This is a genomic window from Sphingosinicella terrae, from assembly GCF_003347635.1.
Taxonomy (GTDB): Bacteria; Pseudomonadota; Alphaproteobacteria; order Sphingomonadales; family Sphingomonadaceae; genus Allosphingosinicella; species Allosphingosinicella terrae.
The window spans coordinates 207,339-221,344 of the sequence record NZ_QDFY01000006.1; the positions used below are offsets into that span (position 1 = coordinate 207,339).

At 69.6% G+C, this 14,006-nt stretch carries 16 protein-coding genes; 13 read left to right on the forward strand and 3 right to left on the reverse strand.

What is annotated here, in order from left to right; genetic code table 11:
- Positions 1-91 precede the first annotated feature (91 nt).
- The 4 genes from DDE10_RS14190 to DDE10_RS14205 all read left to right on the forward strand — a co-directional run bounded on the left by DDE10_RS14190 (position 92) and on the right by DDE10_RS14205 (position 2,499).
- Positions 92-973: an SDR family oxidoreductase gene (locus DDE10_RS14190; protein ID WP_114953432.1), complete on the forward strand. Its 882-nt coding sequence runs from the start codon at positions 92-94 to the stop codon at positions 971-973.
- A gap of 12 nt (positions 974-985) precedes the next feature.
- Positions 986-1,465, forward strand: a complete 480-nt coding sequence (locus tag DDE10_RS14195) for a GlcG/HbpS family heme-binding protein (protein ID WP_114953433.1) — start codon at positions 986-988, stop codon at positions 1,463-1,465.
- Positions 1,405-1,914: a nuclear transport factor 2 family protein gene (locus DDE10_RS14200; RefSeq protein ID WP_114953434.1), complete on the forward strand. Its 510-nt coding sequence runs from the start codon at positions 1,405-1,407 to the stop codon at positions 1,912-1,914. Before DDE10_RS14195 ends, DDE10_RS14200 begins: the two co-directional genes overlap by 61 nt.
- Before the next feature lie 87 nt (positions 1,915-2,001).
- The gene (locus DDE10_RS14205) at positions 2,002-2,499 is read left to right on the forward strand and encodes a GNAT family N-acetyltransferase (RefSeq protein WP_162806621.1); all 498 of its coding nucleotides are present in this window, start codon (positions 2,002-2,004) and stop codon (positions 2,497-2,499) included.
- Positions 2,500-2,719: 220 nt separating this feature from the next.
- On the opposite strand, the gene DDE10_RS14210 is transcribed toward DDE10_RS14205, so the two are convergent.
- Positions 2,720-3,088 (reverse strand): winged helix-turn-helix transcriptional regulator, encoded by a 369-nt coding sequence (locus tag DDE10_RS14210; RefSeq protein WP_114953436.1) that lies wholly within the window; start codon positions 3,086-3,088, stop codon positions 2,720-2,722.
- Positions 3,089-3,182: 94 nt separating this feature from the next.
- Between DDE10_RS14210 and DDE10_RS14215 the strand changes: the two genes are divergently transcribed.
- The 3 genes from DDE10_RS14215 to DDE10_RS14225 all read left to right on the forward strand — a co-directional run bounded on the left by DDE10_RS14215 (position 3,183) and on the right by DDE10_RS14225 (position 5,064).
- Positions 3,183-3,509, forward strand: a complete 327-nt coding sequence (locus DDE10_RS14215) for a nuclear transport factor 2 family protein (RefSeq protein ID WP_162806622.1) — start codon at positions 3,183-3,185, stop codon at positions 3,507-3,509.
- Complete coding sequence (locus DDE10_RS14220; RefSeq protein WP_114953437.1) at positions 3,506-4,297, forward strand: SDR family oxidoreductase; 792 nt, start codon at positions 3,506-3,508, stop codon at positions 4,295-4,297. The genes DDE10_RS14215 and DDE10_RS14220 overlap by 4 nt, the downstream gene beginning before the upstream one ends.
- A gap of 167 nt (positions 4,298-4,464) precedes the next feature.
- Positions 4,465-5,064: a cupin domain-containing protein gene (locus DDE10_RS14225; RefSeq protein WP_162806623.1), complete on the forward strand. Its 600-nt coding sequence runs from the start codon at positions 4,465-4,467 to the stop codon at positions 5,062-5,064.
- Between the two features lie 45 nt (positions 5,065-5,109).
- Here DDE10_RS14225 and DDE10_RS14230 read toward each other — a convergent pair whose 3' ends face one another.
- On the reverse strand, positions 5,110-7,182 hold the full coding sequence (locus tag DDE10_RS14230) for a serine hydrolase domain-containing protein (RefSeq protein WP_162806624.1): 2,073 nt from the start codon (positions 7,180-7,182) through the stop codon (positions 5,110-5,112).
- A gap of 199 nt (positions 7,183-7,381) precedes the next feature.
- On the opposite strand from DDE10_RS14230, the gene DDE10_RS14235 reads away from it, so the two are divergent.
- From DDE10_RS14235 to DDE10_RS14245, 3 genes are all read left to right on the forward strand, one after another.
- The gene (locus DDE10_RS14235) at positions 7,382-7,978 is read left to right on the forward strand and encodes a hypothetical protein (RefSeq protein ID WP_114953440.1); all 597 of its coding nucleotides are present in this window, start codon (positions 7,382-7,384) and stop codon (positions 7,976-7,978) included.
- A gap of 94 nt (positions 7,979-8,072) precedes the next feature.
- Positions 8,073-9,281: a serine hydrolase domain-containing protein gene (locus tag DDE10_RS14240; RefSeq protein ID WP_162806625.1), complete on the forward strand. Its 1,209-nt coding sequence runs from the start codon at positions 8,073-8,075 to the stop codon at positions 9,279-9,281.
- Positions 9,282-9,339: 58 nt separating this feature from the next.
- Complete coding sequence (locus tag DDE10_RS14245; RefSeq protein WP_114953442.1) at positions 9,340-9,963, forward strand: class I SAM-dependent methyltransferase; 624 nt, start codon at positions 9,340-9,342, stop codon at positions 9,961-9,963.
- Positions 9,964-9,996: 33 nt separating this feature from the next.
- Here the strand turns inward: DDE10_RS14245 and DDE10_RS14250 are convergent, their stop codons facing one another.
- Entirely contained in the window at positions 9,997-11,988 is a 1,992-nt protein-coding gene (locus tag DDE10_RS14250) for a BCCT family transporter (RefSeq protein WP_114953443.1), read from the reverse strand.
- Positions 11,989-12,328: 340 nt separating this feature from the next.
- Here DDE10_RS14250 and DDE10_RS14255 point away from each other — a divergent pair, with 340 nt between their 5' ends.
- The 3 genes from DDE10_RS14255 (at position 12,329) to DDE10_RS14265 (ending at position 13,973) form a co-directional block, all read left to right on the forward strand.
- Positions 12,329-12,922, forward strand: a complete 594-nt coding sequence (locus tag DDE10_RS14255) for a uracil-DNA glycosylase family protein (protein ID WP_114953444.1) — start codon at positions 12,329-12,331, stop codon at positions 12,920-12,922.
- Positions 12,919-13,473, forward strand: a complete 555-nt coding sequence (locus DDE10_RS14260; RefSeq protein WP_114953445.1) for a DUF488 domain-containing protein — start codon at positions 12,919-12,921, stop codon at positions 13,471-13,473. The genes DDE10_RS14255 and DDE10_RS14260 overlap by 4 nt, the downstream gene beginning before the upstream one ends.
- A 158-nt stretch (positions 13,474-13,631) precedes the next feature.
- Complete coding sequence (locus DDE10_RS14265) at positions 13,632-13,973, forward strand: GIY-YIG nuclease family protein (RefSeq protein ID WP_284734666.1); 342 nt, start codon at positions 13,632-13,634, stop codon at positions 13,971-13,973.
- The last annotated feature ends 33 nt before the right edge of the window (positions 13,974-14,006 follow it).

Below are 14,006 nucleotides of genomic sequence, written 5' to 3' on the forward strand. Positions count from 1 at the left end.
ACGTCCAAGCCGCAGCACTCCGGTCCATGGGAAGGCCGAAGCCGACCGCGTTACTGCCCCTTGATCGGCAGCAGCGAAAGGCGACGCGGACATGGGCAAGCGGATATTGATCACCGGTGGCGGCTCGGGCTTCGGCAAGGCCGCGGGGATCGGAATGGCCCGCAACGGCCATCACATCATCGCCACCTGCGAGGTATCGCCGATGGTCGCGGCGCTGCGCGCCGAGGTCGATGCGCTCGGCCTGGCCGACCGAATCCGCGTCGAGCGCCTCGACCTTCACGATCCCTACGACATCAAGCAGGCCCAAAGCTGGGACTTCGACATATTGTGGAACAATGCCGGCCGCGGCGAGCCCGGCCCGGTGTGGGAGATCCCGGTCGACATCGTCCGCCGCAACTACGAGAACAATGTCTTCCTGCCGCTGGAGCTGACCCAGGGAGTCGTCCAGCGCTGGATCCGCGAGGGCGCGAGCCGCGGCAAGAAGGTGGTGTTCACCTCCTCCATGGGCGGATTGTTCACCCCGGCCAATTGGGGGACCTACGTGTCGACCAAGCATGCGATCGAGGCCTTCGCCGAGGCGATGCAGCAGGAACTGGCCGCCTATGGGATCATGATCCAGACGATCAATCCCGGCGCCTATTTCACCGGCTATAACGAGACGATGGCGGACAATCCGTTCCGCTGGCTCGACGATGCCCGGAACGTCACCAAGCGCGCCGAGCTGCGCAAGGGCTTCGACGATTTCTTCGCGACGCCCGAAGGCCGGATGGACCCGCAGGAGCAGATCGACGCGATGATCCGGATCGTGCCGGCGGAGACGGGCAGGTTCCGCAACGTCTGCCCCCAGCCAATCGAGGACATGCTCAAGGCCCACCAGCTCGCCGCCTGGGAGAACCGGATCGAGATCGCGCCGCCGGTCGACGACGTCATCGTCGCCGATCTGAAGACCGAAACCCAGCCCAGCCTGGCCTGAGGGGAGGCACGGATGGACCTTCCCGAAGCGTGGAGCGCCGCCGCGATCGCGGCGGCGTGCGAAGAGGCGCGGGCGATCGGCGTGCCCATGAACGTCGCCGTCCTCGACGGCGGCGCGAACCTCAAGGCGTTCCTGCGGATGGACGGGGCGCTGCTCGGATCCGTCGACATCGCCCTGCGCAAGGCCAAGACGGCGGCCCTGTTCGGCATGAACAGCGAAGCGGTCGGCGAGTTCTGCAAGCCCGGCGGCACCTCGCCGGGCCTGGAGGACAGCAATGGCGGACTCACCGTGTTCGCCGGCGGCATCCCGTTGCGCGACGGCCAGGACCGCCTGCTCGGCGCCGTCGGCGTCTCCGGCGGCAGCGTCGCACAGGACCTTCAGGTCGCCGAGGCCGCCGCGCGCGGCGCGCAGGCGCTGCAGGAGAAGCTGACATGGTCGATTGCGGACGCCGCGGATTCTGCCTCGCCGCCGGCGCAGGCCTCCTCGTCATGACGGCAGGGGCGGCCGGCGCCGAGACGGCACCGGCCGAGGAAGAAGGCAACCGCGCCCGCGTCGCGGCCGGATTCGAGGCGTGGCGGGCCGGGACCGGCAGTCCCTACGACCTCCTTGCCGAGGATGCGGCCTGGACCATTACCGGCCGATCGGCGGCCGCCGGGACCTATCCGAGCAAGGAAGCCTTCCTCGCCGGAGTCATCCGGCCGTTCAATGCGCGGATGCAGTCGCGCCTCATCCCGACGGTGCGGCGTCTCTATGCCGAGGACGACACCGTCATCGCCTTGTTCGACGCCGCGGGAACGGCGCGCGACGGGCAGCCTTACGCCAATAGCTACGCCTGGATCCTGGAGATGCGAGGCGGGATGATCGTGCGCGCCCAGGCCTTCTTCGACAGCATCGCCTTCGACGATCTGTGGCGGAGGGTCAGTCCCGCGCCCGAAGGCTGAGGTCGTCAAAGCGGGGGCAGGACTGAAGCTGCCTCTTGCCGATGCGGACCCGCGAGGGGAAAAGGCGGGCACGAGGAGCGAACATCCGTGTCCGAATACGCCCTTCGCCCGTTGCGCCTCGCCGACGCGCCCGCCTTGCTCGCCTTGATGAAGCGCGCCGAAGGGGGGCTCGGGCGGCTGCCCGGCGAGATGGACCTGCCTTGGATGGAGGAGGCGCTTTCCGGCGCGCTGGCGGGCGGGGTCGCGATCGGCACGTGGGAGGGGGACGGGCTGATCGGCATGATCAAGGCGAGCCGCATGCCGTCCGTGCAGTTCCAGCATGTGCTGTGGGACCTGACGGTGGCGGTCGCGCCCGAAGCGCAGGGACGCGGCGTCGGCCGCAGGCTGTTCGCGGACCTGATCGCGCGCGCACGGTCGGCGACGCCGGGGGTCGAGCGGATCGAGCTGGTGGTCAGGGAGGGGCTGACCCACGCGATCCGGCTCTACGAAAGCGTCGGCTTCCGGCAGGAGGGACGGTTCGAGCGACGTTTCCGGCTGGCCGATGGGACATACGAGGCGGATCTGCCGATGGCGCTGATGTTGTAAGGGAGGGACGCCCTCTCACAGGGGATGCCGGTGCGGCCACGCGTCGCCGCGTGGGCCGGTTGCAGGAGGAGAGTCGGTCCGCCGCCCGGAGCTGGATTCCCGCCTTCGCGAGAATGACGGAGAAAGGGGTGTGGCAGGGCGGGACACGCGGTTCCTGATCGGCGGTGTCGCCTCCAGCGATCTTCGAGTCGTCAGACGAAACGTCTGACTGCCCATCGCTTCAGGCTTCCGCCGCTTCCTCCTTCCCCTCTTTCACTTCGGCCGGCGCCGCCTCCGCCCAGATGAGCAAAGCGTCGAGCGTCGGGCAGAGGGACTGGCCCCAGTCGGTCAGGTGATATTCGACGCGGGGCGGGACCTCGTGATGGACGATGCGGGCGACGACCTTGTCCTTTTCGAGCTGGCGCAGTTGCTGGATCAGCATCTTCTGCGAGATTCCCGGGATCGCTCGCTCCAGTTCCGAGAAGCGGCGCACCTTGCCGCCGAAGAGCTGGAACAGGATGACGAGCTTCCAGCGGCCCTCGAGAACGCGAAGCGCATTCTGGACGCCCCGGGCGGCCGTATCGGCGGTATATTCGGGTCGCTTACCCATGGGTGAGTACCTTACTTTTTTGTGCGTTCTTGCGTGAAAGTGAGCGTAGCGCCAGATCCTTGTCGGTCAATCCCGGACCCAAGGAGACTGGACGATGAAAATCCCTCTTCCCGACCCTATACGCGCCTATTTCGACGCCAACCGGCGGCTCGACGCCGAGGCGATGCTCGCGCCCTTCGCGCCCGAAGCGGTCGTCCGCGACGAGCGGCGCACCCACCGGGGACGCGACGCGATCCGCGCCTGGATCCTCGAGGCCAGCGTCGCCAGCCAGGCCGTGGCCGAACCGCAGTCGGTTCGCGCCGAGGGCGGCGTCGAGCGCGTGGCCGCCCGCGTCTCGGGGGCGTTCCCCGGCAGCCCGGTCATCCTGGACTTCCGGTTCAGCCTGGCGAGCGGCCGCATCGCCGCGCTGGAAATCGGATGATGGCGCGGATCGATCCGGAGGAGTTCGCCGGCCAGGCGGTGGTCGTCACCGCGGGCACCAAGGGCGCCGGAGCGGCCACCTTCCGTCGCTTCGCCGCGGGCGGGGCCAGGCTGATCACGGCGGCGCGATCGGGGCGGCCGGACTTCGTCCCGGCCGACGCCTTCGTCGAGGCGGATCTCGGCACGGCCGAGGGCGTGACGCGCCTCGCCGAGGCGGCGGCCGAACGGCTCGGGCCGATCGACGTCATCGCCCATGTGCTGGGCGGCTCCACCGCGCCCGGCGGCGGCTTCGCCGCCCTGGACGACGGCCATTGGAGCGCCGAGATCGCGCTCAACCTGATGGGCGCGGTGCGGCTCGACCGCGCGCTCGTCCCGGCTATGCTCGCGCGGGGGCGCGGCGCGATCGTCCATGTCGCGTCGATCCAGCGCCGGCTGCCGCTGCCCGAATCGACGACCGCCTATGCCGCGGCGAAGGCGGCCTTGGCCGCCTACAGCAAGGCGCTGTCCAAGGAGATCGGGCCGAAGGGGATCAGGGTCAACGTGGTCTCGCCGGGCTGGATCTACACCGAGGCGGCCGAGGCGCTGGTGAAGCGGATCGCGGCGAGCTCGGGCGAAGGCGAGGCGGCGGCCCGGCAGAGCATCCTCGACGCGCTCGGCGGGATCCCGCTCGGCCGGCCGGCGCAGCCCGAGGAGGTGGCCGAGCTGATCGCCTTCCTCGCCTCGGACCGGGCGGCTTCGATCCACGGCGCCGAATTCACCATCGACGGCGGCACGGTGCCGACGATCTGAGGCGGGGCGGATGGCTCGACGGCGTGGGGATCGCGCTCGCGTCACCGAGACAGGGTGGCGCCCGAGGAAGACGCGGGAAAGCGATGGCCTGCCTGCCGAAACAGGCTCATGTTGCCGTGTCGCCGTTTTGACCGCGGATGCGGCCCGCGCATCCCGGGAGAGCAGATATGCGGTCCAGACCCGTCAGGATAGCGATCGGCGCCCTGCTCGCCCTCGCCTGCGGTGCCGGACCGGCCGCGCCCCTCGCTCCCGCGGCTGGCCCGCAGGCCGGAGGCGTGTCGCCCGCCGGCCTGATCCTTCAGGTGGACGAAGGCGAGCGGCGGGTCCGCCGCTCACGGGCCGACGGCGCGCCCGGATTGACGACTCCGTTCATCCTCAAGGTGGATCGAAGGAATGGCGGCTCGCAGCATCTGATGATGGGCTATGAGGAGATCGCTCCGGGGGACTCGATCCGGCCGCATCGGCACCTCGTCGCCGACGAGATCATCTTCGTCCACCGGGGCTCGGGACGGGTCGGACTCGGAGGACGCGAGGCGCGGGTCGAGTCCGGCGCCACCATTTATATTCCGAGGGAAACGCGGATCACCCTGCACAATGACGGCACCGAGCCGCTCGCCATCGCCTTCATCTTCTCGGCGCCCGGCTTCGAGGAGCTGATGCGCGACAATTCGGTGCTCGAGGGAGAAGCCGATCGACCGATCGATGCGGCGGAGAGACGGCAGATCGAGGCCCGCAACAGCTGGCATACCGTGCACGAGGCGCACTGAGGCCGAGCGTCGTCTTCGATCGAGAGAGCGCCGGCGGCCGCGTCCTCAGGGCAGCGGCGCCATGCCGTAGAAGGGAAAGAGGTCGCCATTGCCCCACGCATTGGCCTGGGCGGCGGCGCTGATCTGGCCGTACCAGTCGCGGTCCGCCGACGGGCCGTCGGGATCGCCATTGTAAGCGATCGCGTAGGCCAGTCCGCGGCCGCCGGTGGTGCCGCGGATGCCGGCCCGCGCCGCCTCGAACGAGCCGCCCTTCGAATATTCGAAGGCCGGATTGCGCGTCGTGCCGACATTGCTGACCCAGTCGAAGCCGTGATAGCCGTGGCGCTTGTTGTTGTTCGGCGCGGGATCGGGCTGGTCGGCGCCGGCGGTCACCGCCCGCCGCATCATCCGATCGATGGTGGCGGGGGTCAGCACCGGATTGGCGGCGTTGCGCGAGCCCAGCATCGCGCACAGCCGCGCCATGTCGACCACCGATGCCGACATGCCGCCGGCGCTGCTGAACACGTCCATGTTCCAACCGCCATATTGGACCGGCACGTAGCGCCGGTCGGAATGGACTTGGCTGCGGGTCAGCCAGAGCGCGTCGTCCGCGGCGGTGGTGTGGTAGCGGGTCTCGTCGTCGGGCTGGTCGTCCGCGGCCGAGCTGGAGGTGCGGGTGCGGATCATGCCCAGCGGCTGCATGACCAGCCGGCGGAAGGCGTCCTCGAACGAATCGACGCCGAGCCGCCGAGCCGCGATCCGGCCGAGCAGATAATAATCGGTCCGCCCGTAATCGGTGATGTCGCGGTCGCCGGGCGTGCCGGTGAGCGCCTGCTCGGCAATCCCCTCGTGGATCGCGCGGTGCGGCGCCGGCTGCCATGCCGAAGGCCCGCGCGAGCGCCATTCCGAAAGCGTCTCGCGGACGACGTCCTGGGGAATGCCGGAGCAGCTTTCGAGCAGATGCTGGAGCGTGATCATGGCGAAGCGGAAGTCGCCGGGCGCGTTGCCGCGGCCGGTGCGCAGGCTCAGCACCGACTGCATGATCGTGCCGAGCGCCAGGCCATTGCTGCCGCCCTGCTGGATCAGCCGCCAGATGGCGATCGCGGACAAGGCCTTGGACACGCTCGCCTGGCGGAACAGGGTGGTCTCCAGGACATTCGGATAATCGCTTTCGGCGAAGGTGTAGCCGCGCGCGAAGACCAAACGGGTGCCCTGGACGATCGCCAGCGCCAGCCCGCGCAGATTCTGCGTCTGCAGCAGCCGCTTCATCGCCTGGTCGATCGCCTGGGTGTGGGTGGTGGTGCCCGACGTGTCGCGGCCGACGGTACGCAGGCCGCGCTCCATCCGGGTCTCGCCTTCGGCGCAGATCATCGCGAAGCGCGCATTGTCGCCCTGGCCGGAAGAGGCGATCCGGATCGGCCACAGCCCGTCGGCCTTCTTCTCGGTGCGATAATCGGTGGTCTCGCCGAAGGTCATCAGCGAACGCATCGTCCAGCGGCCGATGCGCGAATCGCGGTAGAGGTGCAACACGCCGCCGCTGGGGCTGATCGAGACATGGGCCGGACGCGCGCGCTGCGAGACCATCGCGTCGAAACGCTGCTGGCGCAGGTCGCCGACCGCGTCGATGACGTCGAGATTCCAGGCGATGCGGTCGGGATTGGCGCCCCAGATCGCGCAATAGCGGCGGTCGCCGAGCGTGCCGAAGCAGTCGGCCCAGACGAGCAGATTGCCCTGCTGGCGCTGCTCGTGATTGATGTCCCCGAAATTCTGCTCGCTCATGTTGATCCGGGTGAGCGGGATCGTCGGCATCGGCCGGAAGGCGCCGGCGAACACCGCCCGGTCCTTGCCGCCGCCCGCCGCGACGATGGTCGGGCCGAAGCCCTTGGCCGCCATCTGCTCGAAGATCGTCTGGAACTGGGCCTGGCTCTTGCCGAACACCACCTCCTGATCGGTCCAGATCCGCCCCTTGGTGAGCACCACCGAATAGCGGGCGTCGATCGTGCCCGAGACCGGATTCTCGCCGGCGACCGAGATCGACTTGACGCGGAAGCCCTGGGCCATGCGATCGTCGCAATAGGCGCGGGTCTCGGCGAGGTTGCGCTGCAGGAAGCTGAAATTTGTGGCGTCGCTATAGCCCATGTCGGTCTCCCCTGGCGGTGTCCCGCCGCGCGCTGACCATGAGGGGAGGCCGGCGGCGCATCGCCGGCAGGCCCGTCTTACCAGAGTTGCGACCATTGCGCGACTGCAACGAACCGCGCTCCGGTCCGCGCGGGCTCAACAAGCGGGTCCCGCCGCCTTATCCTGTCGGCGACTTGTGGAGCGACAGAGGGCGGCGGCGATGCGCGACCGGGGGATCACGAGGCCGGGACCGAAAGCGGTGCTGGCGGCGGGGCTGGCGCTGGCCGGCGCGGCCGCGGTCGGGTGGAGCGTGCAGGACCCGGCGGGCGCGCCGGGTCCGGCCCGGCCGCTGGGCATCGTCGTCCTGATCGTCGGGACGCTGGCGATGCTCAATTATCTCTATGCCTGGACGCTGGTGCGCCGGATGCGCCGGGGCGAGCGGGTGATCGGGCGGTGGACGGTAGCGCCGGCCACCTTCGCACGGTTCCGCGAGGCCGAGCGAGCGCGCAGGAAGGGCAAGAACAACTGGCGGATGCCGCGCCGGAGCCCGCCCACGGGCCTGAAGGTGATCTTCACGGACCATTCGGTGCTGGTCGGGGAGACCTATTTCAGCCTGCGCAGCAAGGGCCTGTCGCGCTTCACCTTCGCGCGGATCGAGGCGGGCGCCGTCGCCTCGGTGGAATTCGCGATGACCCTGACCGTGATCGGCGCCGGCACCCAGGGACGCACTGCCCGCTATCGCGGCCATTTGCGGGTGCCGATCGCCGACGATGCCCATGTCGAGGCGGCCCGGGTGCTGGAGCGTTTCCAGGGCTAAGGGTCCTGGCCGAGCCGCCGGTTGGCAGCGGCCGGGAGGCGCGCTTATGGTCGGCGGCCTGGCCCATGGGGCGGACAAAGGGGGATTTTACGACATGCGACGCCGTTTCGCCGCCTTGTTCCTGGTCGCGGCCGCCTGCCTCGTGCCCAGCCCCGCTTCGGCGGACGAACGCGCCTTCGCGGCCGCGCTGGAGGAATTCCGCCGGCTCCACCGCGCCGAAACGGGGCGCGCCGGGATCGCCGGGAGCAGCTTCTATTTCGTGCGGGAGGGGCGGACGGTCGCCGCCGACCATCTCGGCGAGCAGGATGCGCAAGGCCATGTGCCGGTCGACGCGCGGACGATCTATCACTGGGCGTCGATCACCAAGACGATGACCGGGATCGCGATCATGCAGCTTCGCGACCGCGGGCTGCTGTCCCTCGACGATCCGATCACGCGCTACGTCCCCGAGCTGGCGCGGATCCACAATCCGTTCGGGAATACCGAGGCGATCACCCTGCGCCAGCTGATGAGCCACAGCGCCGGCTTCCGATCGGGCACCTGGCCGTGGCGGGAGGCGGAATGGCAGCCGTTCGAGCCGGCGGGCTGGGCGCAGCTGGAGGCGATGCTGCCTTATACGCAGGTGACGTTCCGGCCGGGCTCGCGCTTCGGCTATTCCAATCCCGGGATCGTCTATCTCGGCCAGGTGATCGAGCGGCTGACCGGCGAGGATTATGAGGTCTATGTCGACAAGAACATCCTGCGCCCGCTCGGCATGCACGACAGCTATTTCGACCGGACGCCGCCGCATCTGCTGCGGCACCGCTCGCACAGCTATCATGTGCGCGACGGGCGGCGCGAGGCGGCGCCGTTCGACGTCGATACCGGGGTGACCGTGTCGAACGGCGGGCTTAACGCGCCGATGCCGGACATGGCCCGATATCTCGTCTTCCTGATCGGCGATCCGGCGCGGCAGGCGGAGCATGAACTGGTGCTGCGGCGGGCGTCGATCGAGGAGATGTGGCGGCCCCAGATCGCCGCCGGCGAGGATTTCAGCCAGGGGCGGATGGCGGCGACGACGCAGAGCGGCCTTTCCTTCTTCGTCGACGCGGCCGGGCCGGTGCGGTTCGTCGGCCATAATGGCGACCAGAACGGCTTTCGCGCCTATCTGAGCCTGTGCCCGGACCAGAGAGCCGGGAGCCTGCTCGCCTTCAACACCGAGACGCGGGCGGTGAGGAACGATCCCTCGAACCGGGAGACGGCGGAATCGCGGATCGCGCTGGCGACGGACCGGCTGTGCGAGGCGCTGGCGCAGGCGGGCTGAGGGCCGAAGGAGGGCGAGGCGTGCTGGACCAGGGCCAAAGGTACCCTAGATAAGGAGGATGAGCGACAGCGAGCGGGCCATCCCCATCTACGAGCGCGCGGCCGCCGCGCTGGCGGAGCAATATGAGACGGACGGCACCGGGGCGGACATCCTCTCCCTCGTCCCCGCCGCCGGGCCCGGCGCGACCGCGCTCGATGTCGGCGCCGGAAGCGGGCGCGACGCGGCGGCGCTGGCCGGGCTCGGCTACAGGGTGACCGCGGCCGAGCCGGCGGCGGCGATGCGCGCCGAGGCGATGCGACGGCACGGCGGCGCCGCGATCGAATGGATCGACGACCGGCTGCCGGCGCTGGACGCGGTGACGCGCGCCGGGCTCGCCTTCGACCTCGTCCTGGTTTCGGCGGTCTGGCACCATGTCGCGCCGGCCGACCGCGCCGACGCGCTGGCGGCGCTGGCGCGGCTGACCAGGCCCGGCGGACGGCTGGCGATGACGCTGCGGCTCGGCCCGGCGCCGGCGGGGCAGCCGGTCTTCGCCGTGTCGGCGGAGGAGGTCGAGCGGCTGGCGCGCCCGCTCGGGCTGGCGACGGTCGAGCGGCGCGACGAGCCCGATCCGCTCGGTCGGACGGGGATCGCCTGGACCAGCCTGTGCCTCGAACGGAGCGGGGCGCCGGCGGGCGCCGGATGAGGGAAGCCGGCGGGGCGGCCTTGCCGCCTTCCGTCAGGCCAGCCGGCGCGCATGCCTGAAGCGGGCATAGCGGTTCAGCAGGTCGTTGATGAGCTGGTCTCCGGTATAGCCGGTGACGTCGTGCGGCTGGTCGCCTTCGGAGCTTTGCGCCATCGCCCGGTAGTGACGGGGCTCGCCGTCCCGGGACTTGCGGGTGCCGACGAAGGCGAAGCTCGGCGCCCGGAAGGCGCGGGCGCGAACCGTGTAGCGGAAGGTGCCATGGTCGCCGTGCGGGACGGAAAGACCGAGATGATCGCCGTCCTGGACGAGATCGGGGGACAGGCGGTTCTCGCGCATCTGCTGCGCGACCGCGTCGAGGGCCGGCCGGGCGGTGTCGGCGAGGAAGGCCACTATCTCCCGCTTCTCGTGATAATGGGTGATGCTGGTGAGACGCTGCTGCCAGCTCAGGCTGGCAGTCTCCGCCGGCGGCGCATCGGCCGCGATGGACAGGTCGATCGCCGATCCGGCGCTCTCCATCTGGAGCGCGCGCAGCGTGCCGTAGCAGATGAACACCATCACCACCCCGAACGGCAGCGCGCTGGCGGTGACCGCGGTCTGCAGCGCCTCGAGCCCGCCCCCTGCCAGCAGCGACGCGGCGACCGCACCGCCGCAGAGCGCCCAGAAGAGACGCTGCCACACCGGCGCATTCTCCGCGCCGCCCGAGGTGATCGTGTCGATGACGAGCGCGCCGGAATCGGCCGAGGTGACGAAGAAGGTGATGATCAGCAAGGTGGCGAGGCCGGAGGCGATGGCGGACAAAGGCAATTGCGCGAGCATCTCGAACAAGGCGACGGGCATGTTGTCGGCGGCCGTGGCCGCGATCGGCGCGACGCCGCTCAGGTCCATCTGGATGGCGGTGTTGCCGAACACGGTCATCCAGAAGAAGGTGAAGAGCGGCGGCACGAGCAGCACGCCGAGGATGAACTCCCGGATGGTGCGCCCGCGCGAGATGCGCGCGATGAACATGCCGACGAAGGGCGACCAGGAGATCCACCAGCCCCAATAGAACAAGGTCCAGTCGCCCAGCCACGGATTGGGCTCGTAGGCGTACATGCGGAACGTGCGCTGGACGATGCTGCCGAAATAGGCGCCGACATTCTGGACGAAGGCCTGAAGCAGGAACACGGTCGAGCCGGCGATCAGCACGAAGACCAGCAGCGACACGGCCAGCAGGATGTTCAGCTCCGACAGCCGCTTGATGCCCCTGTCGAGGCCGACGACGGCCGACACCGTCGCCATCGCGGTGATCACCGCGATGAGGAGGACCTGGACCAGGGGGCTGACCGGCAGGCCGAAGAGATAGGCGAAGCCGGCATTGACCTGCAGTGCGCCGAAACCGAGCGAGGTCGCCACCCCGAACATCGTGCCGAGCACCGCGAAGATGTCGATGGCGTGGCCGATCGGCCCGTTGATCCGGTTGCCGATCAGCGGGTACAAGGCCGATCGAAGGGTGAGCGGCAGGCCCCGCCGGAACGAGAAATAAGCGAGCGCCAGCCCGACGACGATATAGACCGCCCAGCCGTGCAGCCCCCAATGGAAGAAGGTGAGCACCATCGCCTGGCGCGCTGAGTCGATCGTGCGGCCCTCGCCGACCGGCGGCAGCGCATAATGCTGGATCGGCTCGGCGACGCCGAAGAAGAGGAGGCCGATGCCCATGCCGGCGCTGAACAGCATCGCCAGCCAGGAGAGGTAGCTATAATCGGGCTCGCTGTCGTCCGGGCCCAGCTTCACGTCGCCGTAGCGGCTGAGCATCAGGAACAGGACGAAGAGCAGGAAGCCGGCGACGGCGACGATGTAGAACCAGCCGAAATCGAGGATGATCGTCGCCTGCGCCGCCGCGAACAGCCGGCCGGCCTCGTCGGCGAAGAGCGAGCCGAACAGCACGAAGGCGAGGATCAGGGCGGCCGAGACGAAGAAGACCGGCGGGTTGACGTCCATTCTGGGCCGGGATTCGGGGAGACCCGCCTGCTGCGTCTCTTCATTCATGGCCCCTGAAGACCCTCCTCGGAGCGATGGCAGGTCCAGTGGGAACGAGTTCGGGCGGCGCTGGTTGCCGGCGACGATCGAATTCGGCGGGCGGCGGGTGGAGGACGCCTGCGACCTTCCCGTCCTCCTGACGAAGCCAGGATCTTGTCCTATTCGACTAGAAGGGAAATCCCAGCTCTCGCTGGATGACGATACGAGGGCCGGGGCACCTCTTCGCGTCTTCGCGGCTTCGCGTGCATTTTGCGGGAAGTGGCGGCGACCCCGGCGCGGGCAAGACAGGCGCGGCAAGGAACGCGGCGGCGAGGGTTGAACCGGGGCGGTTCGACCCGATTTCGGGTGGGTGAGCGCGCTCGATTCCCTGCTGGCCGAGATTCGGACATGTACCGCCTGCGCGGCCTCGCTGCCGCTGGGGCCGCGGCCGGTGCTGCAGGCGTCGGCGACGGCGCGGATCCTGGTCGCCAGCCAGGCGCCGGGGACGCGGGTGCACGAGACCGGCGTGCCGTTCGACGATGCGTCGGGCGACCGGCTGCGCGAATGGCTGGGCGTCACCCGGGCGCAGTTCCACGATCCGCGCCTGTTCGCGATCGTGCCGATGGGCTTCTGCTATCCGGGACGGGGCGCGGGCGGCGACGCGCCGCCGCGGCCGGAATGCGCGCGGCTGTGGCGACGGCGGCTGATGGCGGCGCTGCCGGCGGTGCGGCTGACCCTGCTGGTCGGGAGCCATGCCCAGGCGCATGCGCTCGGGCCCGGCCGGATGACCGACCGGGTGCGGGCGTTCCGGGATCATCTGCCCGACCGGGTGCCGCTTCCGCATCCGTCCTGGCGATCGCGGCTGTGGGAGCGCAAGCATCCCTGGTTCGGCGAAGAGGTGCTGCCGGCGCTGCGCCGGCGGGTCGCCGAGGAGATCGACGCCGGCGCGCGGGTGGCGGCATGATTGCGGCGGAGCCGGACGCGGCGCCGATCTTCACGATCGGCCATTCGACCCGGTCGATCGAGGAATTCGTCGCCTTGCTGCGCTCCGGGCCGGCGGACCTGGTCGTCGACATCCGCACCGTGCCCAGGTCGCGCCGCAACCCACAATATGGCGAGGACGTGCTGCCCGGCGAGCTGGCGCCGTTCCAGATCGGCTATGAGCGGATCGCGGCGCTGGGCGGCCTCCGCAGCCGGTCGCGCGAGGTGCCGGCGGAGACGAACGGCCTGTGGCGCAACGACAGCTTCCACAATTATGCCGACCATGCGCTGGGCGAGGCCTTCGCCGAAGGGCTGGAGGCGCTGCTGGCCCTTGCCGACGAGCGGCGCTGCGCGATCATGTGCGCCGAGGCGGTGTGGTGGCGCTGCCACCGGCGGATCGTCGCCGACCATCTGCTGGCGCGGGGGCGGACGGTGCTGCACCTGATGGGCGAGAAGAGGGTCGAGCCGGCGAAGCTGACGCCGGGGGCGGTGGTGAAGGATGGACGGGTGATCTATCCGGGGCGAGGGAGTTAGCGCAATCTGCTCGGCCGCCGCACGAGCGCCCCTCGACTTCGCTCGGGACGAACGAGATTGGGGATGGCGGAGCCGCTTGACGTGCCGCCGGGACTGACGTTGGTGCAATAACAAGACTTCGTTCGTCCCGAGCGAAGTCGAGGGGCTCTGGCAGGGCGATGCTGCAATTCTGGGTCTATATCCTGCGCTGTCGCGACGGCTCCTACTATACCGGGCACACCGATGACCTCGAGAAGCGGCTGAGCGAGCATCACCAGGGATTGGCAGCCGACTGGACGAAGCGCAGGCGGCCGGTTGAGCTGGTGTGGCACGATTGGACCGGTTCACGATACGAAGCGATCGATTTCGAGCGCCGGGTGAAGCGCTGGTCACGCGCCAAGAAGGAAGCCTTGATCGCCGGCGATTGGGCGGCGGTCGGGTACTTTGCGCGGCCGCCCCACGAGCGCCCCTCGACTTCGCTCGGGACGAACGAGGCAGGGGAGGGCACAGGCTCAGCTTGAGGCGCCCCTCGACTTCGCTCGGGACGAACGAGA